This window comes from Thermaerobacillus caldiproteolyticus, assembly GCF_013761245.1.
Classification (GTDB): domain Bacteria; phylum Bacillota; class Bacilli; order Bacillales; family Anoxybacillaceae; genus Thermaerobacillus; species Thermaerobacillus caldiproteolyticus.
The window spans coordinates 1-26090 of the sequence record NZ_JACDUT010000014.1; the positions used below are offsets into that span (position 1 = coordinate 1).

The 26090-nt window shown below is 42.2% G+C and carries 23 protein-coding genes and 1 pseudogene; all 24 read left to right on the forward strand.

From position 1 onward, the window contains the following. Positions 1 to 522: 522 nt before the first annotated feature. Positions 523 to 2190 (forward strand): ribonuclease J, encoded by a 1668-nt coding sequence (locus tag HNR31_RS16250; protein WP_181557239.1) that lies wholly within the window; start codon positions 523 to 525, stop codon positions 2188 to 2190. 115 nt (positions 2191 to 2305) lie between these two features. Then, entirely contained in the window at positions 2306 to 3046 is a 741-nt protein-coding gene (locus tag HNR31_RS16255; protein ID WP_181557240.1) for a ClpP family protease, read from the forward strand. After that, on the forward strand, positions 3043 to 3267 hold the full coding sequence (locus tag HNR31_RS16260; RefSeq protein WP_181557241.1) for a YlzJ-like family protein: 225 nt from the start codon (positions 3043 to 3045) through the stop codon (positions 3265 to 3267). Before HNR31_RS16255 ends, HNR31_RS16260 begins: the two co-directional genes overlap by 4 nt. Before the next feature lie 102 nt (positions 3268 to 3369). Continuing rightward, positions 3370 to 5661, forward strand: coding sequence for a DNA translocase FtsK (locus tag HNR31_RS16265; protein WP_374058325.1), 2292 nt, complete (start codon positions 3370 to 3372; stop codon positions 5659 to 5661). 106 nt (positions 5662 to 5767) lie between these two features. Beyond that, positions 5768 to 5998 carry a hypothetical protein gene (locus HNR31_RS16270; RefSeq protein WP_181557243.1) on the forward strand — a complete coding sequence of 77 codons (231 nt, stop codon included), beginning with the start codon at positions 5768 to 5770 and terminating at the stop codon, positions 5996 to 5998. Between the two features lie 227 nt (positions 5999 to 6225). Then, positions 6226 to 6957, forward strand: coding sequence for a GntR family transcriptional regulator (locus HNR31_RS16275; protein ID WP_181557244.1), 732 nt, complete (start codon positions 6226 to 6228; stop codon positions 6955 to 6957). A gap of 84 nt (positions 6958 to 7041) precedes the next feature. Continuing rightward, positions 7042 to 8127 carry a BMP family lipoprotein gene (locus HNR31_RS16280; RefSeq protein ID WP_181557245.1) on the forward strand — a complete coding sequence of 362 codons (1086 nt, stop codon included), beginning with the start codon at positions 7042 to 7044 and terminating at the stop codon, positions 8125 to 8127. A 368-nt stretch (positions 8128 to 8495) separates the two neighbouring features. Then, positions 8496 to 10022, forward strand: a complete 1527-nt coding sequence (locus tag HNR31_RS16285; RefSeq protein ID WP_181557246.1) for an ABC transporter ATP-binding protein — start codon at positions 8496 to 8498, stop codon at positions 10020 to 10022. Further along, positions 10022 to 11068: an ABC transporter permease gene (locus tag HNR31_RS16290; protein WP_181557247.1), complete on the forward strand. Its 1047-nt coding sequence runs from the start codon at positions 10022 to 10024 to the stop codon at positions 11066 to 11068. The genes HNR31_RS16285 and HNR31_RS16290 overlap by 1 nt, the downstream gene beginning before the upstream one ends. After that, on the forward strand, positions 11069 to 12028 hold the full coding sequence (locus HNR31_RS16295; RefSeq protein WP_181557248.1) for an ABC transporter permease: 960 nt from the start codon (positions 11069 to 11071) through the stop codon (positions 12026 to 12028). A gap of 155 nt (positions 12029 to 12183) precedes the next feature. Next, a complete protein-coding gene (yfmF, locus tag HNR31_RS16300; RefSeq protein WP_181557249.1) occupies positions 12184 to 13464 on the forward strand; it encodes an EF-P 5-aminopentanol modification-associated protein YfmF in 1281 nt (426 codons plus the stop codon). A gap of 1 nt (position 13465) precedes the next feature. After that, positions 13466 to 14758, forward strand: a complete 1293-nt coding sequence (gene yfmH / locus HNR31_RS16305) for an EF-P 5-aminopentanol modification-associated protein YfmH (protein WP_181557250.1) — start codon at positions 13466 to 13468, stop codon at positions 14756 to 14758. Positions 14759 to 14798: 40 nt separating this feature from the next. Continuing rightward, complete coding sequence (ymfI, locus tag HNR31_RS16310; protein ID WP_181557251.1) at positions 14799 to 15515, forward strand: elongation factor P 5-aminopentanone reductase; 717 nt, start codon at positions 14799 to 14801, stop codon at positions 15513 to 15515. Between the two features lie 71 nt (positions 15516 to 15586). Further along, the gene (locus HNR31_RS16315) at positions 15587 to 15835 is read left to right on the forward strand and encodes a DUF3243 domain-containing protein (protein ID WP_181557252.1); all 249 of its coding nucleotides are present in this window, start codon (positions 15587 to 15589) and stop codon (positions 15833 to 15835) included. Between the two features lie 195 nt (positions 15836 to 16030). Beyond that, a complete protein-coding gene (locus HNR31_RS16320) occupies positions 16031 to 16822 on the forward strand; it encodes a DUF3388 domain-containing protein (protein ID WP_181557253.1) in 792 nt (263 codons plus the stop codon). A gap of 36 nt (positions 16823 to 16858) precedes the next feature. After that, positions 16859 to 17734, forward strand: coding sequence for a helix-turn-helix domain-containing protein (locus HNR31_RS16325; RefSeq protein ID WP_181557254.1), 876 nt, complete (start codon positions 16859 to 16861; stop codon positions 17732 to 17734). A 56-nt stretch (positions 17735 to 17790) separates the two neighbouring features. Further along, on the forward strand, positions 17791 to 18369 hold the full coding sequence (gene pgsA / locus HNR31_RS16330) for a CDP-diacylglycerol--glycerol-3-phosphate 3-phosphatidyltransferase (protein WP_181557255.1): 579 nt from the start codon (positions 17791 to 17793) through the stop codon (positions 18367 to 18369). 30 nt (positions 18370 to 18399) lie between these two features. Further along, positions 18400 to 19644, forward strand: a complete 1245-nt coding sequence (locus HNR31_RS16335) for a competence/damage-inducible protein A (RefSeq protein ID WP_181557256.1) — start codon at positions 18400 to 18402, stop codon at positions 19642 to 19644. A gap of 501 nt (positions 19645 to 20145) precedes the next feature. Further along, positions 20146 to 20763: pseudogene (recA, locus tag HNR31_RS16340) on the forward strand (recombinase RecA); the annotation flags it as partial. Between the two features lie 406 nt (positions 20764 to 21169). Beyond that, entirely contained in the window at positions 21170 to 21613 is a 444-nt protein-coding gene (locus HNR31_RS16345; RefSeq protein WP_373367366.1) for a recombinase RecA family protein, read from the forward strand. A gap of 417 nt (positions 21614 to 22030) precedes the next feature. After that, complete coding sequence (gene rny / locus HNR31_RS16350) at positions 22031 to 23596, forward strand: ribonuclease Y (RefSeq protein ID WP_181557257.1); 1566 nt, start codon at positions 22031 to 22033, stop codon at positions 23594 to 23596. An 84-nt stretch (positions 23597 to 23680) separates the two neighbouring features. Further along, complete coding sequence (locus HNR31_RS16355) at positions 23681 to 24475, forward strand: TIGR00282 family metallophosphoesterase (RefSeq protein ID WP_181557258.1); 795 nt, start codon at positions 23681 to 23683, stop codon at positions 24473 to 24475. A gap of 131 nt (positions 24476 to 24606) precedes the next feature. Next, the gene (gene spoVS / locus HNR31_RS16360) at positions 24607 to 24867 is read left to right on the forward strand and encodes a stage V sporulation protein SpoVS (protein WP_027408762.1); all 261 of its coding nucleotides are present in this window, start codon (positions 24607 to 24609) and stop codon (positions 24865 to 24867) included. Positions 24868 to 24950: 83 nt separating this feature from the next. Then, positions 24951 to 25874, forward strand: a complete 924-nt coding sequence (locus tag HNR31_RS16365; protein WP_181557259.1) for a dipeptidase — start codon at positions 24951 to 24953, stop codon at positions 25872 to 25874. Positions 25875 to 26090 lie beyond the last annotated feature (216 nt).

Genomic DNA, 26090 nt, shown 5'->3' on the forward strand with positions numbered 1-26090 from the left:
GAAATGTGTTTTTTAGGTCACTGTATATGATTTCCAAGACGGGTGGATTTTTTGTGTACATTTATGCATTCACTATGCGTTTTGCAACACGTTCAAGATTAAGAAAGTATAAATGGGAAACGGGATTTATTTTCCGCCAGTGTCCAACCAGCTTGCTGCTTGAATCGGCACCGATGCGAAACTTGTGCAAAGTATGACTTGAAATGTAGTATTTGAGAGCTCTGTAATCAAACCAGACTCCTCGGGATGCAAGCTGTCTTGCGGGTGAAGGTCATTGTCTATTGCAGGGAACCAAGATGGCGGCATTTCACTGTTTGTCCACAGGAGGAGGGCTCTTCTTAGGCGAAATTGGAGGGCTATTTGGTTTTAGGCACGTTAAACCCTTCTGTGAGAAAAGAAACTGCCATTCCCTCCATTTATAGAGAGCTTGTGACAAATTGTCTTGTGTTGAAAATCTTACATCAGTTATAATAAAATCAAGTGACTTTGAGCGGGTTAGTTTCATCATAGGAGGACGTAGCATTGAGGACGAAACAAGTAGAGAAAATAAGAGTGTTTTCCCTTGGGGGAGTAGGGGAAATTGGAAAAAATATGTATGTCGTTGAAATCGATGATGATATTTTTGTCATTGATGCAGGGGTAATGTTTCCGGAAGACGAAATGCTTGGAATCGACAAAGTTATCCCTGACATCACCTATCTTGTTGAACGGCAAGAGCGTATTAAAGCGATTTTTTTGACGCACGGACATGAAGAGCATATAGGTGCCATAGCTTATGTGCTAAAGAAAATTACGGCTCCAGTGTACGGAACAAAGCTTACGCTCGGATTAGCAGAAGAAAAATTACGGGAACACGGAGTCACCTCGAGCGCTCCGTTCGTTGAAATTCGCTCCGATTCGGAAGTGGTGTTTGAAAAGGCGAAGGTGACGTTTTTCCGAACAATTCATAGCATTCCCGATTCAGTTGGAATTAGTATCCATACTTCTCAAGGTGCCATCGTCTACACAAGCGATTTTAAATTTGATCAAACACCATACGGAATGAACCGAGTGGATTTAGGGAAAATGGCACGAATCGGTGAACAAGGGGTACTATGTTTACTATCCGATAGTACAAACGCGGAAAAACCGGGATATACGGGTTCGGATACGCTCGTTGCTCAAGAAATTGCCGATGTCGTTTACAATGCAGAGGGGCGCGTCATTGTTGCATGCTATGCGTCCAATATTACGAGAATCCAGCAAGTATTGCATGCAGCAAAGGCAAGCGGACGGAAAGTGGCCATTGTCGGGAAAAGTATGCATAAAGTAATGGATATTGCAGTGCGCTTAGGATATTTATATTTACCGGATAAGCTGACCATTTCTATTCATGACATTGAGCGTTATGAAGACCGGGAGTTACTGATTTTAACGACCGGCGGGCATGGTGAGCCGATGGGAGCATTGGCGCGCATGGCCAAGCAAGCGCATAAACAAATCAATATTAAAGAAGGAGATACGGTCATTGTTGCCGCCTCTGTCATGCCTGGGTATGAACTGCTGTTTTCCAAAACGATCGACGCGTTATATCGCGCTGGAGCGAACGTCGTTTACGGACAGCGAAAAGTTCACGTATCCGGACACGGTTGCCAAGAAGAACTGAAGCTTATGCTTAACTTAATGAAACCGAAATATTTCATACCGGTTCATGGAGAATACCGCATGCAAAAGGCACATGCGAATCTTGCCAAAGCGGTTGGTATTTCTGAAGAAAGGACGTTTTTAATCGATAAAGGAGATGTTATTGAATTTCGCAACGGTCAGGCTCGATCTGGCGGAAAAGTACCGTATGGCAACATTTTAATTGATGGTTTAGGAATCGGGGATGTCGGAAATATTGTTTTGCGCGATCGCCGCTTACTCTCCCAAGACGGCATTTTAATCGTCGTTGTCACATTAAGCAAAGAAGCAAAAAAAATTATTGCTGGTCCTGAAATTATTTCGCGCGGCTTTGTATACGTCAGGGAATCAGAAACATTGCTTGATGAGGCAACGAAAATGGTCACCAATATCGTGAACCAATGCATGCAAGACTACATTATTGAATGGTCTTCGTTAAAGCTGAATATTCGCGAAGCACTTAATCAATTCTTATTTGAAAAAACAAAGCGAAAGCCGATGATTTTACCAATTATTATGGAAATTTAATACGATCGTGCTCAAAGTCAACCGAGGATGCTGATGGAATAGAAATGTTCCATCAGCATTTTTATTTTATCTATAGAACATACTAACAATATGATGACAGGAAAGGGGTAGACCAATGGAAAAAGAACGGTATATAGCATCAGAGTCAGAGGAAAAGCAAGAACCATCAAAAGAAGAACAAGTAACGACAATGATTCAACAGCTCGGACAAACCAATATTCCGCAATTGACGCAGGATACAAACATTCATTGCTTAACGATCGTTGGACAAATTGAAGGCCATATCCAGCTTCCTCCCCAGAATAAAGCAACGAAATATGAACACGTCATCCCGCAAATTGTGGCGATTGAACAAAATCCAAATATTGAAGGGTTACTCGTGATTTTAAATACGGTCGGGGGGGATGTAGAAGCCGGATTAGCGATTGCTGAAATGTTAGCTTCACTATCTAAGCCGACTGTTTCCATTGTGTTAGGGGGCGGGCATTCAATCGGGGTGCCAATTGCGGTTTCTTGCGACTATTCGTTTATTACCGAAACGGCAACGATGACCATTCACCCTATTCGCTTAACGGGGCTTGTGATCGGCGTTCCTCAGACGTTTGAGTATTTAGATAAAATGCAAGAACGAGTTGTCCGTTTTGTTACAAAACATTCGAAAATTACCGAGGAAAAGTTTAAAGAGCTCATGTTCTCAAAGGGGAACTTAACGCGTGATATCGGTACCAATGTTGTCGGTCCTGACGCCGTACAGTATGGATTGATTGACGAAGTAGGCGGCGTCGCTCAAGCGATGCAAAAGTTGCGTGAACTCATTGATCTTAACGAAACGAAGGGAGAGAAAATAGTTCAATGATTTTATATACCATTATGCCAGAACATCTCATTTTTCAGACGGATATGGATGAATATACGAAGCAAAAAATCGTTTATTACGACGGCATTCCGTTTATCGTTCAAGAAACAGAAACAAAAGAGTATGAAATCGTGCGTAATTTAAGCACAAATCCATTTCATTTTTTAGAGCAAAAATACGCTCCGGGAGTAAGATTTCCGCTTTCCGTTGTAACATCGTAATGAATTCCTCGTCCATTCATGATATAATAACACTAGACAGAAAAAAGCAGCCAAACTTGGCTGCTTTTTTCCGCCTTTTCAGTTTGTCAATTGGAGTGAATAATTGTGGCAAAACGTAAACGACAACGAAATAAGCAACAATGGAAAGAAACGTTCCGTTTTGAACTGATTGGTCTTACGATGCTGGCCGCTTCCGTTATTGCCATGGCAAATCTAGGCTTAGTCGGAAGGACGCTTGTGCTGTTTTCTCGCTTTTTTCTTGGGGAATGGTACATGCTTTCGTTCATCGTTTGGTTTCTTTTAGCTCTTTATCTTATTTGGAAACGGACGTGGCCTTCTTTTGTAAATAGAATTTTTATCGGCTTGTATACGATAAGCGCTGCGCTTTTATTGCTTAGTCATGAAACGTTGTTTCGTTTGTTATCCAGACAAGGACAATTTGTCGACCCAAGCATTATTCGAACGACATGGGAATTATTTTGGATGGAAGTACGTGGGGAGCATTCGTCTACTGATTTAGGAGGCGGGATGATAGGTGCCGTTTTATTTGCAGCAAGCTACCAGTTATTTGATGAGCTTGGTACGAAATGGATTTGCTTTCTTCTTTTTATCGTTGGTACGGTGCTTATTACCGGAAAATCGCTGCATGATACGATCGGAAAAGCTATAGCGCTCATTGTTTCATTCATTTATCAACAGTGGCGTGAGTTTGTCGCAGATATGAAGCAGTTTTTCGCCATGAGAAAAAAACAGAAACCATCTGTACCGAAAACTCCTAAACAAAACGTCGAAGAGAGTCGCGATGAAGAAGACGAAGATGAAGATGAGGAGGAGCGTTTATCACCTCCGCCGATTATTTCCGACTTTACAGTTGTACGGACAGAAGAGGTCGAACAAGTGGCTGAAGTGGCGGAAGAAAACAACGAAGAAGAAGCAAATCCGCCGATGGCGTTTTCCGAAATGGAAAATGCCGATTATCAATTGCCGCCGCTTGAGTTATTGCGATTGCCAAAACCGACGAATCAAGCAAAAGATCATGCCAACATTTATGCGAACGCACGAAAGCTGGAAAAAACATTTCAAAGCTTTGGTGTAAAAGCAAAAGTGACTCAAGTTCACCTTGGGCCAGCGGTAACGAAGTACGAAGTCTATCCCGATGTTGGGGTAAAAGTAAGCAAAATTGTTAGTTTAAGCGATGATTTAGCATTGGCGCTAGCCGCAAAAGATATTCGAATTGAGGCACCGATTCCAGGAAAATCGGCAATCGGGATCGAAGTGCCGAATGAAGAAATAGCGACTGTTTCGTTGCGAGAAGTGCTGGAGGCGACGGAGAATTATAAACCGGATGCCAAATTATTAATAGGATTAGGAAGAGATATTTCCGGAGAGGCAGTCGTGGCTGAGCTTAATAAAATGCCCCATCTGTTAGTAGCAGGTGCTACCGGTAGCGGCAAAAGCGTTTGTATTAACGGCATTATTACAAGTTTATTAATGAGGACAAAACCTCATGAAGTAAAGATGATGATGATTGATCCAAAAATGGTGGAATTAAGCGTGTATAACGGCATTCCCCATTTATTAGCTCCTGTCGTTACCGATCCAAAAAAAGCGTCGCAAGCGTTAAAGAAAGTTGTCAGCGAAATGGAGCGACGCTATGAACTGTTTTCGCATACGGGAACACGAAACATTGAAGGATACAACGAATATATTCAACGTCATAATCAACAATCCGATGCGAAGCAGCCGCTTCTGCCTTATATCGTTGTCATTGTCGATGAGTTGGCAGATTTAATGATGGTTGCTTCATCGGATGTAGAAGATTCGATCACGCGGCTTGCGCAAATGGCGCGCGCAGCTGGAATTCATCTTATTATTGCGACCCAACGCCCTTCCGTCGACGTCATTACGGGAGTCATTAAAGCGAACATTCCGTCCCGCATCGCTTTTAGCGTCTCGTCACAGACGGATTCGCGTACCATTTTAGATATGGGCGGAGCCGAAAAACTACTCGGTCGCGGTGATATGCTATTTTTGCCGATGGGAGCATCCAAGCCGATTCGTGTGCAAGGAGCGTTCGTGTCCGATGAGGAAGTGGAAGAAGTCGTTAAGTTTGTGATTTCGCAACAAAAAGCACAATATCAAGAAGAAATGATTTTCAATGATACGGTGGAGGAAAGCGACGAATTTGACGATGAGTTGTATGATGAAGCGGTTCAGCTTGTTATTGAAATGCAAAGTGCTTCTGTTTCGATGTTGCAGCGCCGCTTTCGAATCGGTTATAACCGAGCTGCCCGCCTTATTGATGCGATGGAAGCACGTGGGGTTGTCGGGCCTTATGAAGGAAGCAAACCGAGAGCTGTGCTCATTTCAAAAGAAAATGCAAAGACTTCATAAGAAAAGCGGAGGCGGACGGTTAGCTCCAAAGAAAAATGTTCTTCCGATAGCTTGTACCTCGGCGGAGCAAAGGAGCTACAAGCCAAGCTAAATAAGAAAAGCGAAGGTGACCGGCCTATCCCCGAAACGTCGCAAGGGGATGGTCACCGGAGCTAGACAGTCAAGAAAAACGGCAGCGCCGCGATTAGCTTTCAAAGCCAATCCTCACCTGAAGAGGTACGGTCACATCAAAGGAGTGAGCTTGGCAGAAAGCGAGGCGCTGAAGCTAAATAATCCAAAAGAGAAAATATTGGGTGAATTGGAAATGTTTTTACGTCGAGTAGCTACTCCTAATTAGCTTATAATATTTGTAGTTGCAGCGTGCTTTGGATATCTTAATAAAAAATAAGAATGTCACATTGAAAACGTTTTCATCATTTTTTTGCTTTTTTCGACAAAATATTTATTTCCTATTTATTTATTAAAAAAAAAGTGTTATAGTAATTTCGACTAGGTTAAATTGTCTAACATCAGAGGTCTGATATCTGTAAATTGTGAAATTGTGACTAATTGGAGGCTTTCGGAATGTCCATTAAGTCAGATAATCGCCACTTGTACTTGCAAGTGATCGACCGAATTAAACATGATATTGAAACCGGTGTTTATAAAGAAAAACAAAAACTCCCATCCGAATTTGAACTATCGAAACAATTAGGAGTAAGCCGAGCGACATTGCGTGAAGCACTCCGCATTTTGGAAGAGGAAAATGTCATTATTCGCCGACACGGCGTCGGTACATTTGTAAATGCGAGACCACTGTTTACTTCCGGTATTGAACAATTAAGTAGTGTGACCGATATGATTGAACAAGCGGGGAGAAAACCAGGAACGATTTTTCTTTCTTCTACGGTTCAAGGTTCGACCGAAGAAGATATGCGCCGATTTCAATGCTCACCGGATGAGGAAATTCTTCTTGTTGAACGAGTACGGACAGCCGATGGCGAGCCTGTTGTATATTGTCTCGATAAAATTCCTTGTAAATACTTACCTAAAGGTATTTCTTATGAGTATGAATCCCTATTTGAAAACTTACATAATCAAACGAATCGTGATATCGCATATGCGGTGGCCCATATTGAACCGCTCGGCTATCATGAGAAAGTGTCGCCCATTTTACAATGTGAACCAGAAACGGCATTACTTGTGTTAAAACAAATGCATTTCGATAAAAATGACGAGCCCGTTTTGTATTCTATTAACTATTTTAAGTCTGATAAATTTAGCTTTCATGTATTAAGGAAGCGTATCAATTTTTAAGGGGGTGACATTTCATACATAGAAACACAGGATCTTCTCAATAATAAGAAAGTATACATTTTCATGGATTAGGGGGTAAACGCGATGAAGAAAAGACGTTTTGGGCTAGCTCTTTCGCTTGTGCTAGCTGCTGGAACACTATTAAGTGCGTGTGCCAACAACGGTGACAAAGCAGGTGACAAGAAAGGTTTTAGTGTAGCGATGGTAACTGACGTTGGCGGTATTGATGACAAATCGTTCAACCAGTCCGCTTGGGAAGGATTGCAAAAGTTTGGTGAGGATAATGGCTTGAAAAAAGGCAGAGGCGGCTATGACTATTTGCAATCTCAAAGCGATTCTGATTATGCGACTAACTTAAACAAACTTGTTCGAAGCGATTATGATTTAATTTATGGAATTGGTTATTTGATGGCTGATGCAGTTGGACAAATCGCCGAACAAAAACCAAAAGGAAAATTTGCTATTGTTGACAGTGTTGTTAATAAACCGAACGTAGCGAGCATTACCTTCAAAGAGAACGAAGGATCGTTCCTTGTTGGTGTTGTTGCTGGTTTAACAACAAAAACGAACAAAATCGGCTTTATCGGTGGTATGGAAATTCCGCTAATTGAGAAGTTTGAAAGCGGATTCCGTGCTGGGGTCAAAGCTGTTAATCCAAAAGCAAAGGTAGAAGTACAGTATGCAGGCGCATTTGACCAAGCAGATAAAGGAAAAGCGATTGCCTCTAGCATGTATGCTTCTGGTGTTGACATTATTTACCATGCAGCTGGTGCGACTGGTAACGGTGTGTTCTCAGAAGCAAAAGACTTAAAAACGAAAGATCCAAATCGCGAAATTTGGGTCATCGGCGTTGACAAAGACCAAGCTCCAGAAGGTGTTGTCAAAGCTGGTGGAAAAACATATAACGTCACATTAACTTCAATGGTTAAACGCGTTGACGTTGCCGTTTATGACGTGGCGAAGAAAACAAAAGAAGGAAATTTCCCGGGCGGAAAAACGATCGAGTACGGCCTTCCTGAAAACGGTGTAGGCATTGCTCCGACACAAGATAACATTAAGCCAGAAGTATTAAAAGCTGTTGATGAGTGGAAGCAAAAAATCATTAAAGGCGAAGTGAAAGTACCAAAAACTCGTGAAGAATACAAACAGTTTGAAGCGACATTAAAATAACTGAATAAAAAGGCTAGTGATATGCTAGCCTTTTTACAATGAAAGATGTTTCAAAGCAGACTGTCTGGCATAAGCGCCTAACCAGTTTGCTTCTTGAATAAGCATCGATGTGTGATGATTTAAGAAACTTGTGAGGTCAAACAAAATTCCCCCGAGGACAAGCCCGTCTTGTGGGTCAAGAACATTGGCTGTTAAAGTTAGGATAGCGGCATTTTGCTGTTGCCCACAAGACGTGGTAGTTTTTAGGTGGAATTGGGCTGCTTGGTATCTCGTATCGCCGAGAAATCATGAAATGAAAAGGTACAATATGGAACATTGTAGCTTTTCATTTCATGATTTTAATATGCTCATTTAAGGAGTGAATTTGTTTGGAATACGTAATTGAGATGCTCAATATTCGAAAAGTATTTGGGAACTTCGTAGCCAATGACAACATCACTCTCCAAGTCAAAAAGGGAGAAATCCATGCCCTTCTTGGAGAAAATGGGGCAGGAAAATCGACACTTATGAATGTGTTATTTGGACTTTATCAACCAGATGGCGGCGAGATCCGTGTTAAAGGGAAAACGGTCAACATCTCTGATCCGAATGTCGCCAATGACCTCGGCATTGGAATGGTGCACCAACATTTTATGCTTGTCGACACGTTTACCGTTACCGAGAACATCATTTTAGGAAGCGAGCCGACAACGGGTGGCATGATCGATATTAAACGCGCTGAAAAAGAGGTGCGTGAATTGTCGGAACGCTACGGCTTAGCGGTTGATCCGACAGCGAAAATCTCCGATATTTCCGTCGGAATGCAGCAACGTGTCGAAATTTTAAAAACGCTGTATCGCGGTGCGGATATTTTAATTTTCGATGAGCCAACAGCAGTGCTTACTCCACAAGAGATTCAAGAATTGATTCAAATTATGAAGGCGCTTGTGAAAGAAGGAAAATCAATTATTTTAATTACCCATAAGCTCAAAGAAATTATGGAAGTGTGCGACCGTGTCACCGTTATTCGGCGCGGGAAAGGCATTGGTACATTAAATGTTGCTGATACGAATCCAAGTGAACTTGCTGCGCTGATGGTAGGACGTGAGGTTCAGTTTAAAACAGATAAAAAGCCAGTCCAACTAGGAAAACCAGTGTTAGAAATTAAGGACTTAGTCGTAAAAGATGCGCGCGGTATTACTGCAGTTAATCATTTGGATTTAACGGTTCACGCTGGTGAGATCGTTGGAATAGCTGGGGTAGACGGAAACGGTCAAACGGAATTAATTGAGGCGATTACGGGGCTTGTGAAGGCTGAGTCTGGGTCAATTACGTTGAACGGTCAAGAGATTACGAATCTCCCTCCGCGCAAAATCATCGAAGCCGGCGTCGGCCATATTCCGCAGGACCGTCATAAACATGGGCTTGTGCTCGATTTTCCAATCGGGGAGAACATGGTGTTGCAAACGTATTATAAGCAGCCGTACTCCAAAAAAGGGATTCTTAGCTTTAAAACTATTTATGAAAAAGCTCGCCAGCTTATTCAAGAGTTTGACGTACGCACGCCGGATGAATATACGAAAGCGCGAGCCCTCTCTGGCGGCAATCAGCAAAAGGCAATTATCGGCCGTGAAGTTGACCGCAATCCCGACTTGCTTATTGCTGCTCAGCCAACGCGCGGTCTTGATGTCGGAGCGATTGAATTTATTCATAAACGCTTGATTGAACAACGTGATCAAGGTAAGGCGGTGCTTCTCGTTTCGTTTGAATTAGACGAAGTCATGAACGTAAGCGATCGCATCGCTGTCATTTACGAAGGAAAAATCGTGGCCATCGTCGATCCAAAAGAAACAACAGAACAAGAGCTTGGATTATTGATGGCAGGAAGTAAACGGAAGGAAGCGGGTGTTTCTTAATGAGTTCAAGTCGTCTTACGAATTTTCTCGTTCCAGTATTAGCGGTGTTGCTTGGGGTTCTTGTCGGCTCAATCGTCATGCTTGTGAGCGGCTATGACCCGATTGCTGGTTATTCCGCGCTTTTATATGGAGCGTTTGGTGACAATTATTATATTGGAGAAACGATTCGGCAAACGACTCCTTATATTCTTGCAGGGCTTGCGGTTGCGTTTGCGTTTCGCACGGGGCTCTTTAATATCGGGGTTGAAGGACAGCTCATCATCGGCTGGCTTGCTTCTGTATGGGTAGGGGTGGCATTTGATCTGCCAAAGGTCATCCATTTACCGTTAGCGATTTTAGCTGCCGCTGTTGCCGGTGCATTGTGGGCATTCATTCCAGGGTTTTTAAAGGCTCATTTTAAAGTGCACGAAGTCATTATTACCATTATGATGAACTATATTGCTCTTCATGTATCCAACGCAATTATTCGTTCCGTTTTGTCTAATCAAGGCTTTAAATCAGAAAAAATTCATGAAACAGCTTCGTTGCAGTCAGAATTTTTACAGTCGATTACGGATTACTCGACATTGCATTACGGCATTATTGTAGCCGTTATCGGTGCCATCATTATGTGGTTTTTACTTGAAAAAACGACGAAAGGATACGAATTGCGTGCTGTTGGTTTCAACCAACACGCTTCCCATTACGCCGGCATGAACGTAAAAAGAAATATTATTTTGGCAATGGTTATATCCGGAGCATTTGCTGGGGTTGCTGGCGCAATGGAGGGTCTCGGTACTTTCGGGAATATTTCTGTAAAAGCTGGGTTTACCGGTATCGGATTTGATGGAATTGCCGTTGCTTTAATCGGAGGAAATAATGCTTTTGGTATTCTGTTATCGGCGCTTCTGTTTGGCGCATTAAAAGTGGGGGCGCTTGAGATGCCGTCGAGTGCAGACGTCCCAACGGAACTTGTTGATATTGTTATCGCATTAATTATTTTCTTTGTTGCATCTAGTTATTTGATTCGTTTATTACTATCTCGTTTCAAAAAGGAGGGAAAATAAGTGGGCGTTTATGAAGTTTTACAAATTATTATTCCTTCGGCGATTTTCTTTGCAGCTCCACTTATTTTCACTGCACTTGGCGGTGTCTTTAGCGAACGTTCCGGCGTCGTGAATATCGGTTTAGAAGGATTAATGGTTATTGGAGCATTTGTCAGCGTTGTGTTCAACTTAACGTTTGCTGATCGTTTCGGAGAGCTCACTCCGTGGCTTGCGCTCATCGTTGCGATGGTGGTTGGGGCGATTTTTTCCCTTCTCCATGCCGTTGCATCGATTACGTTCCGCGCTGACCAAGTCGTCAGCGGTGTGGCGATTAACTTTTTAGCACTGGGTTTATCGCTCTTTTTAGTGAAAAAAATGTATGGCAAAGGCCAGACGGATCAAATTCAAGTGGGTTTTGATAAAATTGATGTTCCTGTTTTAAGTCATATTCCGGTTATTGGTCCGTTATTTTTCTCAAATACTTATATTCCGTCTTATATTGCAATTATTTTTGCCTTTGTTGCTTGGTATGTCATTTATAAAACGCCATTTGGTCTTCGCCTGCGTGCAGTTGGTGAGCATCCGATGGCGGCGGATACGATGGGAATTAATGTGACAAAAATGCGCTATATTGCTGTCATGATTAGCGGTGCCTTAGGTGGAATTGGTGGAGCGGTGTACGCGACCATTATTTCGCGCGACTTTAGCCATGCAACGATCTCCGGCCATGGATTTATGGCACTCGCCGCGATGATTTTTGGAAAATGGCATCCAATTGGGGCAATGGGGGCTGCTTTGTTCTTTGGTCTTGCGCAAAGCTTAAGTATCGTAGGGCAATCGATTCCGTTTTTGAAAAATGTCCCGACTGTCTATTTGCTAATCGCTCCATATGTGTTAACCATTTTAGCATTAGCAGGCTTCATCGGCCGCGCCGAAGCGCCAAAGGCGTTAGGTACGCCTTATATTAAAGGAAAACGATAATTCTTATGAGAACTCGACTTTTGTTGTCGAGTTCTTTTTTTGCTCGTCATTTGCATTTTATTTTCGTTAAACGGTATTATTGATGATAAGACTAAAAAGCTTTGCAACGTAAACAATAAAAGTATCGATGTTGATGTTGAAAAGGAGGAGTCTCTTTGATCAATGAAAAAGTAAGAGCCGTCCAAGGATTTCGCGTACACACCATTGAGACGGACAAATATAAAACAAATACGCTTGTATTAAAAATGAAAGCACCTTTATCGAAAGAAACGGTTACATTTCGTGCGCTATTGCCGTATGTATTGCAAAGCGGAACAACGACGTATCCAAGCGCAAAACAATTACGAACATATTTAGATGAGCTATATGGAGCAACATTGAATGTGGATTTAACGAAGAAAGGTGAACATCATATTATTACGATTCGCCTTGATGTCGCCAATGAGAAGTTTTTAAAAGAACAAACGCCGCTATTAAACAAAGCAGTGCAACTGTTAAGTGAAATTGTTCTCCAACCTGCTTTAGAAAAGGGCCGCTTCGTCGAAAAAATCGTGGAACAAGAAAAACGCTCACTAAAGCAACGCATTCAGTCCGTTTATGATGATAAAATGCGTTATGCGAACTTGCGGCTAGTTGAGGAAATGTGTAAAGGAGAACCGTATGCACTTCATACAGACGGACAGTTGGAGGATGTTGATCACATTACACCGGAAAATTTGTTTGACTATTATCAAAAAGCGTTACAAGAAGATGAAATCGACTTATACATCATTGGCAGTATTCCTGAAGAGCGCGTTCTTGAATTGGTGCAATCGCATTTTTCTTTTCCGGCGCGTACTACTCGCCCTGTCATCAATCAGCTGACAGAGAAAAAGACAATTACCAACGTGAATGAAGTAAAAGAGGAACAAGATGTGAAACAAGGAAAACTCAATATTGGATATCGAACGAATGTGACGTATGAAGATGATGATTACTATGCACTCCAAGTGTTTAACGGCATTTTCGGAGGTTTTTCCCATTCCAAGTTGTTTATCAATGTCCGCGAAAAAGCAAGCCTTGCTTACTATGCTGCTTCACGCTTAGAAAGCCATAAAGGATTGATGATGGTCATGGCAGGAGTTGAGCCGGTGAACTATGAAAAAGCGGTACAAATCATTCGCGATCAAATGGAAGGAATGAAAAAAGGCGATTTTACCGATGACGAAATGACACAAACGAAAGCAGTCATTCGCAATCAACTGCTCGAAACCATCGATACGCCGCGAGGGCTCGTGGAAGTGCTCTATCATAATGTCGTTTCCAAACGAAAACGTCCGATTGAAGAATGGCTTTCGGAAACCGACCGCGTGTCTCGAGAAGAGGTCGTACGCGTGGCGAACAATATCGAGCTAGATACGATTTATTTCCTCACAGGAATGGAGGGAACGAAATAACATGGAGAAAATTGTATACGAACAATTACAAGAACAGCTGTTTTACGAGAAAATGCCTAACGGGTTGGATGTGTACATTTTGCCGAAAAAAGGATTTAACAAAACATACGCGACGTTTACGACGAAATACGGTTCTGTCGACAATCAATTCGTTCCGCTTGGAAAGACAGAAATGAAGCGGGTGCCGGACGGAATCGCCCATTTCCTAGAGCATAAATTATTCGAAAAAGAAGATGGAGATGTGTTTCAACAATTCAGCAAGCAAGGAGCGTCAGCGAATGCGTTTACGTCGTTTACAAGAACGGCTTACTTATTTTCAAGCACAGCGAATGTTGAAAAAAATTTAGAAACGCTAATCGATTTTGTACAAACGCCGTATTTCTCCGATAAAACCGTCGAAAAAGAAAAAGGCATTATTGGTCAGGAAATTCGCATGTATGATGATAACCCTGATTGGCGCGTTTACTTTGGGTTAATTGAAAGCATGTATCAAAATCATCCTGTAAAAATTGATATTGCAGGAACGATTGAATCGATTTCCAATATCACGAAAGAACTGTTGTACGAATGTTACGAAACGTTTTATCATCCAAGCAATATGTTATTATTTATCGTCGGACCGGTCGATCAAGAAAAAATCATGCAGCAAATTCGGGATAATCAAGCGAAAAAAACATTTCCTAAAGCAGTGGAGATTCAGCGTTTTGTCTATGACGAGCCCGCTGAAGTAGCGAAAGAAAAACAAGTCATTCCAATGCATGTACAAACGAGTAAATGTCTTGTCGGACTTAAAGGGACGAACGTAACAGCGAAAGGAAAAGACAAATTAAAGCACGAATTATCCATGAATGTGCTATTGGATTATTTATTTGGCAAAAGCTCTCCACATTATGAGCGGCTGTATAGCCTTGGGCTCATTGACGAGACGTTTGCGTATGAGTACACAGAAGAGCAACAATTCGGCTTTGCGATTGTCGGCGGGGATACAAGTGATCCTGATCGATTAGCAGAAGAACTAAAGCAGACGATGCTGACATTTTTTGATTCATCCCTGACGACAGAAGAGTTAGAGCGGGTGAAAAAGAAAAAAATTGGCGCGTTTTTGCGTTCGCTTAACTCGCCAGAATACATTGCGAACCAGTTTACGCGGTATGCGTTTCATGAAGCTAGCTTGTTTGAGGCTGTTTCTGTATTACAATCTTTAACGACAGATGATATCGTTCAAGTAGCAAAAGAATGTTTCCGGGAATCGCAGTTTTCTATCTGTCAAGTTGTTCCAAAAGAAAGAAACTAGGCATCCTTCTTAAGAAGGATGCTTTTTTAGGGGGATTAAAATGAAGTATGCGTTAATTACTGGGGCAAGTGGAGGAATTGGTACGGCAATTGCTCGTCAGCTTGCCCATGACGGCTACGGTCTTGTGCTGCATTATTATCGTCATCGCGATCGCCTTGATGAGCTGAAAGCAGAACTAACGAACGTTCATGTTTCCATTGTTCAAGCGGATCTTTCCGAGGCAACAGGTGTTGATACACTCGTTTCACAGCTTGATCGCCCGATTGATGTTCTAGTGCATAATAGCGGCAATAGTTATTACGGGTTGATTACTGATATGAGTGATCAGCTTGTTCAACAAATGGTACAGCTTCACGTTACAAGTCCTATTTTGTTAACAAAAAGACTGCTTCCGCCTATGATCGCAAAAAGACGTGGAAATATTGTCGTCATTTCATCCATTTGGGGACTCACGGGCGCCTCTTGCGAAGTCGTCTATTCGATGGTTAAAGGGGGACAAAATGCATTTGTGAAAGCCCTAGCGAAAGAAGTAGCGCCAAGCGGTATTCGAGTCAATGCCATTGCTCCAGGAGCGATTCAAACCGCGATGTTAGGATCATTTAGTGATGAGGAGCTGCAACAGATCGCAGAGGATATTCCATTAGGGAGAATCGGTACCGCGGATGAGGTGGCAAAAACTGTTTCGTTTTTAATTTCCGAATCGGCTTCCTATATTACCGGACAAGTCATTTCCGTCAATGGAGGATGGTATTGTTAATGAGACGGGGTATATTTTAGCAAAAAGTAGGCAAACTATCGTTGAAGCTGAATATGAAGGAGGTAGAAGCCATGTCTGTATTAGACAACTTTGAACAATGGAAGGACTTTTTAGGTGAGCGTCTCGAGCAGGCGCAGCAACAGGGTCTAAATCAGCAGGTCATCTCTGATGTCGCTTATCAAATTGGTGATTACTTAGCTCAACAAGTCGATCCAAAAAATCCTGAGGAACGCCTTCTTGCTGATCTTTGGAGCGTGGCTGATGAGCAAGAGCAACACGCAATTGCCAACGCGATGGTAAAATTAGTACAGAAAAAATAACAAGTAGAGAGGGATTTCCTCTCTTTTTTTATGACTAAAAAACTATAGAGGCGATTTGCTTATCGTGATGAGATGCTCGTCACTGCTTTTCTTAACTATTTAGTTCCCTTTTCTGTTGCGTTTCAGTTCGATATTATAGTAGTATGAACTTATCATAGGCTACGTGGCTCCTTAACCGTAAGGGAGGAAAATGGGATGGGGAAACAGGAGTGGTATTTGGAATATGAGATACATATCAATCGTCCAGGCTTATTAGGAGACATTTCTTCGCTTTTAGGCATGTTATCCATCAACATCGTTACGATTAATGGTGTTCATGATTCGCGGCGCGGTATGCTCCTTCTTTGTGACAATAACGAACAAATCGAACGGCTTGCCTCCATTTTACGAACAATGGATAATATTACGATTACGAAGCTGCGCCAGCCAAAGCTGTTGGATCGTCTTGCCGTTAGACATGGGCGGTATATTCAGCGTGACGCCGATGATAAAAAAACATTTCGCTTTATTCGCGATGAACTTGGTTTGCTTGTTGATTTTATGGCAGAGATTTTTAAACAAGAAGGGCATAAGCTAATTGGCATTCGTGGAATGCCGCGCGTCGGCAAAACCGAATCGATTGTCGCTGCTAGTGTTTGCGCGAATAAACGTTGGCTGTTTGTGTCATCGACACTCATTAAACAAACCGTGCGCAGTCAATTAATTGAAGACGAGTATAATGAAAATAATATCTTTATCATTGATGGCATCGTTTCAACGCGCCGGGCCAACGAGAGGCATTGGCAGCTCATTCGCGAATTAATGCGTCTTCAAGCGACGAAAGTTGTCGAGCATCCAGATATTTTTGTCCGGCACACGGAGTATACACTTGATGATTTTGATTATATTATTGAATTGCGCAATGATCCAGCAGAAGAGATTACATATGATGTAGTTGATCAACAATCATTCTTTTCCAATGATGGATTTTCTGATTTTGATTTTTAATAAAAAAGTTTAATAAAAAGGTGGAAGGTGTTATCGTTGACAGAGTTAGGTAAACGATTGAAAGAAGCGAGAGAAGCGAAAAATATTAGTTTAGATGAACTGCAACATATGACCAAAATTCAAAAGCGCTATCTTATCGGGATTGAAGAAGGCAACTATGACATTATGCCAGGGAACTTTTACGTGCGTGCTTTCATTAAGCAGTACGCTGAAGCTGTAGGGCTCGATTCAGAGGAGCTGTTCGAGGAGTACAAACATGAAATTCCTCAATCGCAGCATGAGGAATTGCCGGAACAGTTATCTCGTGTCAAAAGCAGACAACAAATTTCTTCAAAAAGTTTACAATGGATTGATTTGCTTCCGAAATTGCTTATTGCTGTTGTAATCATTGGTATAGCAGTGGTTCTTTGGTTATTTTTACAGCATCGCGATGCTGGAAGCGAATCACAAGGACAAATTATGAATCGGACAACAGAAGTAGAGCGTTCAAAAAATTCACCGTTGGAAAAGGCAACGGAAAAGGAAAAACAGAAAGAGACCGAGAAAAAACAGAAAGATAACGGCAAAGAGGAGACGGCTGAGCCATCGACTCCAACGTATACGGTCACCGAGAAACAAGGGAACACAGCAACAATTGAATTAACGAATGCAGATCAATTCACCATCGAATTAACTTCAAAAGGTGCGTCTTGGGTAGAAGTGTTTAATGGAAAAGGTCACTTCTTCTTTAGAGGAAATTTAACAAACGGGCAAACACAGACGTTTGATTTAACGTCAGAATCTGAAGTGTTCGTAAAAATTGGACGAACATTGGATGTGGACATGAAAATTAATGGACAACCATTTACGTACCCGTTTGATCCAAAAGATGAAGTATACCAAAAGCTCAAAATCATATTTAAAGAATCGTAAGTCATCTATTTTGTAGATGGCTTTTACATATTGATTAGATAGCGGAGGTATTTGTAGTGAATTTGCCTAATAAAATTACAGTAGCACGCATTATGTTAATTCCTCTATTTTTAGTGGTAATGTTAGTTCCATTTCATTGGGGGAGTATACAAATAGGAACGGAGTCACTCCCTATTTCTCATCTTGTTGGGGCGCTGATTTTCATTGTTGCTTCGGCAACCGACTGGATTGATGGATACTATGCCCGAAAATATCAGCTCGTTACGAATCTAGGAAAGTTTTTAGATCCGCTTGCTGATAAACTGCTTGTGTCAGCAGCACTCGTCGTTCTTGTTGAGCTTCATTATGCGCCTTCTTGGATGGTCATCGTCATTATTAGTCGCGAGTTTGCAGTAACAGGGCTGCGCCTTGTGTTAGCTGGAGAAGGAGAAGTCGTCGCTGCGAATATGCTTGGAAAAATTAAAACATGGACACAAATCGTCGCAATTTCCGCCCTTCTCCTTCATAATTTACCATTTTCTCTTATCTCATTTCCGTTTGCTGATTTAGCGCTTTGGGTGGCAGTCATATTTACAATCTGGTCTGGCTGGGACTATTTTGCGAAAAATAAGCATGCTTTTTTACATTCAAAATAAGACGGGCAAAAAACAAAGGGGGCGCTTTTGTTGAACGCAGAAATTATTGCGGTTGGTTCAGAATTGTTACTTGGACAAATCGCCAATACAAATGCGCAATTTTTATCACAGCAAATGGCCGAGCTGGGCATCAATGTGTACTTTCATACGGTCGTTGGCGACAATGCTTTACGGCTGCAAAAAGCGATTGAAATCGCACAAACGCGCGCAAATCTTATTATTTTCACCGGCGGGCTTGGTCCGACAAAAGATGATTTAACGAAAGAAACAATCGCTCGCATATTACAGCGGGAGCTTGTTATCGATGAAGAATCGCTTCGTTCGATTGAAGAATATTTTGCCCGCACGAATCGGACGATGACCGAAAATAACAAAAAGCAAGCACTTGTGCTAAAAGGAGCCGAAGTATTGAAAAACGAACATGGAATGGCTCCAGGAATGGTGGTGACAATCGATGACATCACTTACATGCTTCTTCCCGGACCACCGAAAGAGATGCAACCGATGTTTCTGAAATACGGGCGCCCGCTTCTTATGAACAGGCTGGAACGACAAGAACGTATTGAATCGCGCGTGTTGCGCTTCTTTGGTATCGGAGAATCACAGCTAGAAACAGAGATTGAAGATTTCATTGATGGTCAATCGAATCCGACGATCGCACCGCTTGCAGGAGACGGAGAAGTGACGTTGCGTCTAACAGCAAAACATCACTCGGCTGTTGAGGCAAAAAAAAGCTTAGACAAAATAGAAAAAGCGATTCTCGAGCGCGTAGGCCATTACTTTTACGGTTATAACGATGATACGTTATTTACAAAAGTCATCGAGCAATTAAAGCGGAATAATAAAACGATTGCCGCAGCGGAAAGCCTTACTGGTGGGCGATTTTTAGCGGAATTGACTGCCATTTCCGGCGCCTCTGAAGTTGTACGTGGAGGGATTGTCTGTTATACAAACGAAGTGAAAGAGCATGTTCTCCGCATTCCTCATTCCGTGTTAGAAACAGACGGAGCGGTTAGTGAGCCATGTGCGAAACTGTTAGCAGAACATGTCCGCACTCTTTGTCGAGCAGATATCGGTGTTAGCTTTACTGGAGTGGCAGGACCGAGTTCTCTTGAAGGAAAGCCAGTCGGGACTGTATACGTAGGGATCGCAATGGATGGACGTGAAACAGAAGTGTATAGCTTAACATTTGGCGGTGACCGTGAAACGATTCGCACCCGCACTGCCAAATACGGCTGTTTTGCCGTATTAAAAAAACTTGCAGCTGCTTTCTAGTATAATCTTGAAAAAAGTCTCCTGCTTCAAAAAGATGACAACGTTTTGTTTGAAGTGGGAGATGAATTTTAGTTGGCGAAAGCGAACATATGCGCTATAATTTCTGTTATGAAACATTCTTTGACAACTGAATATAAGAGGTTGTATGGAAAATAAAAATGCGAAAACCAAGCTAACCCTTCCATGTGTAAAAGACTCGAGGTATGAAAGAACTCTGTTTTGTCGACATCTAGGGCAGGGAGCTCCCAAGGAGGAGAAAAGCTGCTTTCTTCGGGGAGTTGGGAAGCTCCCATTTCTCATCGTTAGCGTAAATGGTAGCAGTTCATAGTGGCTGCTTTCCCCTCATTCCGCATCATCATATCTTCCCTTTCTCTTTATTTCCTTAGGATAAAATTGCTATTTTCACCACAGAAAAAACGAATGAACGTTCGATTTTTTTCTTGGCAGGAACGTGAAAAAACGGTATAGTATAAGTAGATGAGAAAAAGGAGGAATTAATCAGTGAATCAAGATCGTCAAGCGGCCTTGGAACAGGCGTTAAAACAAATTGAAAAACAATTTGGTAAAGGATCCATTATGAAGCTAGGAGAGCAAACTGACCGACAAATTTCAACGATATCAAGTGGCTCACTAGCGTTAGATATTGCATTAGGTGTTGGAGGATATCCGCGCGGCCGCATTATCGAAATTTATGGTCCCGAATCTTCCGGTAAGACGACCGTTGCGCTTCATGCGATTGCTGAAGTGCAAAAATTAGGTGGTCAAGCTGCTTTTATCGACGCAGAACATGCGCTTGATCCGGTCTATGCCCAAAAATTAGGAGTGAACATTGACGAGCTGTTGCTTTCCCAACCAGATACAGGGGAGCAAGCGTTAGAAATCGCCGAAGCGTTAGTGAGAAGCGGCGCGGTCGATATTATCGTCATTGACTCTGTCGCGGCGCTTGTGCCAAAGGCAGAAATCGATGGTGATATGGGAGACGCTCACGTTGGTTTACAAGCTCGTTTAATGTCACAAGCGTTGCGTAAATTATCAGGGGCCATTAATAAATCAAAAACGATTGCGATTTTCATTAACCAAATTCGTGAAAAAGTGGGAGTTATGTTTGGAAATCAACAGAGAGTAATTGCTTAATCTGAGTTTTACACGGTTCTGTAGCTTTAAATTGATCAAGATTGACCACGAAAGAGAGCTACAGAATATAGAACGTGTAATTCAGCAGATTAAGGAGTTTACTCTGGGTTTCCCTTGCTAGTGATAGCAAGAAAAAAACCTTGTGAACCCGATTGCCTAGGGGTGTGCGAAGTCATTTCGTGCTAACGGTGGAGCCCTCCAATCATGTTCAAGGGGTAATACCGTGCCAAGCCTTACTACTTATAGTAAGGAAGGTGTAGAGACTACCGAAAAGTGCGTTTGTCACTGAGTAGGGTACAGCAGAGGATAGGCTACTGCTGGAAGCGCAAGGCTCTCCAATTTGGAGATGAAGATATAGTCCAAGCTATAGAGATGGTAAATCTATAGGTTTATGCCAGAGACAACTCCCGGTGGACGAGCATTAAAATTCTATGCTTCTGTTCGTCTTGAAGTGCGCCGCGCTGAGCAAATTAAGCAAGGCAACGACATGGTCGGAAACAAAACGAAAATTAAAGTCGTGAAAAACAAGGTCGCTCCTCCGTTTAAAACGGCGGATGTTGACATTATGTATGGTGAGGGAATCTCCCGTGAAGGTGAAATTATTGACATGGCCTCAGAGTTAGATATCATTCAAAAGAGCGGCTCTTGGTATTCATACAAAGACGAACGCCTTGGTCAAGGCCGTGAAAATGCAAAACAGTTTTTAAAAGAAAATCCGCATGTCATGGAAGAGATTGCCCAGGAGATTCGCAAGCATTATGGTATCGATTCTCCAGCACGTGTATCTGATCCGGATACAGAGCCGCAAGAAGAATTAAGCATCTTTGATGAATAAGCTCATGAAAAGAAGAGACAATGCGTGCATTGTCTCTTCTTTTATTTTTCTAACATTCTGTCTATTGGACAACCTATTATCTTGACAATAAATTTTGCCACCTTTAAAATTAACATGTATATTTTACAAAAAACTAACTATGGAAATCTATGATCTCAGTCATTGAGATGGATCTTGAATCGGGCATAAAGGGGTAACGGATCTCCCTAGATGAAAGTCTTGTGGAACAAGAGTCAATGTCTGTGGGGACATACAGAAAAAGCACTTTTGTACACCAAGACTTGCTGGCTTCGGTTGTGTAGAGATTCATCGAAACTGTGAAGAGCCTTTGTGCTGTATATTGAAACGTTTGTAACAATGTACATGCCGACATTCATTTAGCAACAAACAAGTTCATAGCAAGAGGAGGTGAAATGGATGGATGTCATTACAGTCATAGTCATCTCCGCTTTGCTTGCCCTAGTCGTCGGTGCAGTTGTTGGCTTTTTTGTTCGTAAATCCATTGCGGAAGCGAAAATTGGTGGCGCACAAATGGCTGCGAACCAAATTCTTGAAGAAGCAAAACGTGAAGCTGATGCGCTAAGAAAAGAGGCGCTTCTTGAAGCAAAGGATGAAATTCATAAGCTTCGTACAGAGGCAGAACGAGAAATTCGTGACCGAAGAAGTGAGCTACAAAAACAGGAAAACCGTTTATTGCAAAAAGAGGAGAATCTCGACCGAAAAGACGAAGCGCTTAATAAACGTGAGGCGCTTTTAGAGAAGAAAGAGGATTCTCTTAACAAAAGACAACAGCATATTGAAGAGATGGAAAGCAAAGTGGAAGAACTCGTTCAAAAAGAGCAAGCGGAACTGGAGCGTATTTCTAGCTTAACACGCGAAGAGGCTCGACAAATTATTTTAGAGCGTGTTGAAAAAGAGCTATCGCATGAAATTGCTGTTATGATTAAAGAAGCAGAAACACGTGCGAAAGAAGAAGCTGATAAAAAGGCGAAAGAAATTCTGTCGCTTGCGATTCAGCGCTGTGCGGCTGACCATGTCGCTGAAACAACCGTGTCTGTCGTCAACTTACCGAATGATGAAATGAAAGGACGCATCATCGGTCGTGAAGGACGAAACATTCGCACGCTCGAAACATTGACCGGTATCGATTTAATTATTGACGATACACCGGAAGCAGTCATTTTATCTGGATTTGACCCAATTCGCCGCGAAACGGCTAGACTTGCGTTAGATAAACTTGTTCAAGATGGCCGCATTCATCCGGCACGAATTGAAGAGATGGTTGAAAAAGCAAGACGCGAAGTCGACGAACATATTCGCGAAGTTGGAGAGCAGACGACGTTTGAAGTTGGTGTTCACGGTTTACATCCAGACTTAATCAAAATTTTAGGTCGGTTGAAATTCCGGACAAGCTACGGTCAAAACGTGCTTAAACATTCAATGGAAGTCGCCTTTTTAGCAGGGCTTATGGCTGCAGAATTAGGTGAAGATGAAATGTTAGCAAGACGCGCTGGCTTGCTTCATGACATCGGAAAGGCAATCGACCATGAAGTCGAAGGAAGCCATGTGGAAATCGGAGTAGAGCTCGCGACGAAGTATAAAGAGCATCCGGTTGTCATTAATAGTATTGCCTCTCACCATGGGGATACCGAACCGACTTCTGTGATTGCCGTATTAGTGGCAGCGGCAGACGCTCTTTCTGCAGCGAGACCGGGAGCGCGCAGCGAAACGTTAGAAAACTATATTCGCCGCCTTGAAAAACTTGAAGAAATTGCGGAATCATATGAAGGTGTGGAAAAATCTTATGCGATTCAAGCGGGGCGAGAAGTGCGTATCATGGTAAAACCAGATGCGATTGATGATCTCGAAGCGCATCGATTAGCGCGCGATATTCGCAAGCGAATTGAGGAAGAGCTTGATTACCCGGGACATATTAAAATTACGGTAATTCGTGAGACGAGAGCGGTTGAATATGCAAAATAAAGTGGCGGTATTGCCACTTTATTTTTTTATCGTTTTATGCCAAACTTGAATTAGTGGAATTTTACATTTAGAAAGGGTTATACGATGAAACTATTGTTTATTGGCGATGTCGTCGGTTCACCGGGACGAAAAATGGTAGAACAATATCTGCCAAAATTAAAGGACAAGCATAAGCCTAATGTCATTATTATCAACGGTGAGAACTCCGCAGGAGGAAAAGGAATTACAGGGAAAATATATCGCGGTTTTCTCGAGCAGGGAGCGCATGCGGTGACGCTTGGTAATCATGCATGGGATAATCGCGACATATTCGAATTTATTGACAATGCAAAAGCTCTAGTTCGGCCTGCCAACTTTCCGTCTGGTGCGCCGGGGAGGGGAATTGTATACGTACAAATTGATCAATTTGAAGTAGCTATTATCAATTTACAAGGAAGGACATTTTTGCCGGCGATTGATTGTCCGTTTCAAAAAGCCGATGAACTGATTGCTGAAGCATCCGAGAGAACGCCGATCATTTTTGTCGATTTTCATGCGGAAGCCACGAGCGAAAAACAAGCGATGGGATGGTATTTAGATGGACGAGTTTCCGCGGTTGTTGGTACGCATACGCACGTGCAAACAGCTGATGCTCGCATTTTACCAAAAGGAACTGCTTATATTACCGATGTTGGCATGACGGGACCATACGATGGAATTTTAGGTGTTGATCGAGAAGCGGTGCTAAGAAAATTTTTGACAGCCCTTCCCGTCCGATTTGAGGTGACCGAGGGAAGAACACAACTGAATGCGGTCATGATTGATATTGATCCAAAAACGGGACGAGCCAACGCGATCGAGCGCATTATCATTAACGATGATCACCCTTATTTTGAATAATCTACTTTTTGAGAATTTTTTAAAATATTTTTTATTATAGCAGGAATACTCCCCGAAAACAGTGAATATAGTAACAATGGAACAAACTTTATCATGAATGAACCATTAGGGGAATTAAGGAGGAACTAGAAATGGAAATATTAAAAGTTTCAGCAAAGTCTAATCCTAACTCTGTAGCTGGTGCACTTGCTGGTGTGTTGCGTGAACGAGGAGCTGCCGAAATTCAAGCCATTGGCGCAGGTGCATTAAACCAAGCCGTTAAGGCAGTAGCTATCGCACGAGGGTTTGTGGCACCAAGTGGAGTTGACCTTATTTGTATTCCTGCATTTACGGATATTATCATTGATGGTGAAGAGCGTACGGCGATTAAATTAATCGTCGAACCTCGCTAATTTAGTGACATGATATGCATGTAACCTGTTTGCAGTTTCCATACAGCAAGCAGGTTATTTTATTCATTTTGAGGGGGATCATTATGATTTTTGACGCTCATTGCGATGCATTAATGAAGCTATGGATGGATCGAACCCTATCGTTTCAAGATGGAAAAAGTCTCCATGTCACATTTCAGTCGCTTGTCGAAGCGAAAACCAAAGTGCAATGTTTTGCGATTTACATACCGGAAAATGTCCCAGAGGAAGCCCGTTTTACAGCCGCTTTAGAAATGATTGACATTTTTTTTGAACAGATTATCAATCGTTTTCCAAATATGAAATTTGTTCAGTCGAAACGAGAGATTAAGGCATTAGCAGACAACGAGATTGGCGCGATGTTAACGCTTGAAGGATGCGAGGCGATTGGGACAAACCTTGCTAAACTAAAAACATTGCTTCGTCTGGGGGTTTCATCGGTCGGTCTTACATGGAATTGGGCGAATTCTGTAGCCGATGGAGCATGGGAACAGCGAGGTGCCGGTTTGACTCGATTTGGCAAGCAAGTAGTAACACAGCTGAACGAAGCGAACTGCTGGGTCGATGTGTCACATTTATCGGAAAAAGCGTTTTGGGACGTTCTCGAAATGGCGCGATTTCCTATTGCATCTCATTCAAATACATATGCGTTATGCCCGCATCCCCGCAATTTACGTGATGAACAAATTCGTGCGTTGATTCATAAAAATGGTATGATTGGAATCACGTTCGTCCCATACTTTGTAAAGAAAGAAAAAGAAAAAGCAACGATTTCGGATGTGCTTCGCCATTTAGAGCATGTTTGTTCTCTTGGAGGGGAATATCATGTCGGTTTTGGCTCCGATTTTGACGGAATTGAAGAAACGGTAGCCGGACTTGAAAATGTCCGCTGTTATGAGAATTTAGTGAATGAGCTGCAAAAACATTATTCTGAGACGGAAGTGGAACGTTTTCTTTTTTGGAATTTCTATGAACACTTGCCGCGGTAGAGTAGGAAAGAATAATTTTTTCGTAAAGGGTTGCATTTTCTTTTTGATGGGTCTAGAATGAAATCGTTTAGTATATTCCTATATGTTTAGTATATTCCCATATGATGAAATTTTTTAAAAAATCACAAGTTGAAATTCTAGTGATTTTATCGGAAAAGTGCTACACTTATAATCGTAGAACACATGCTATCATTGACGCAATTTAAAGGGGTGTAA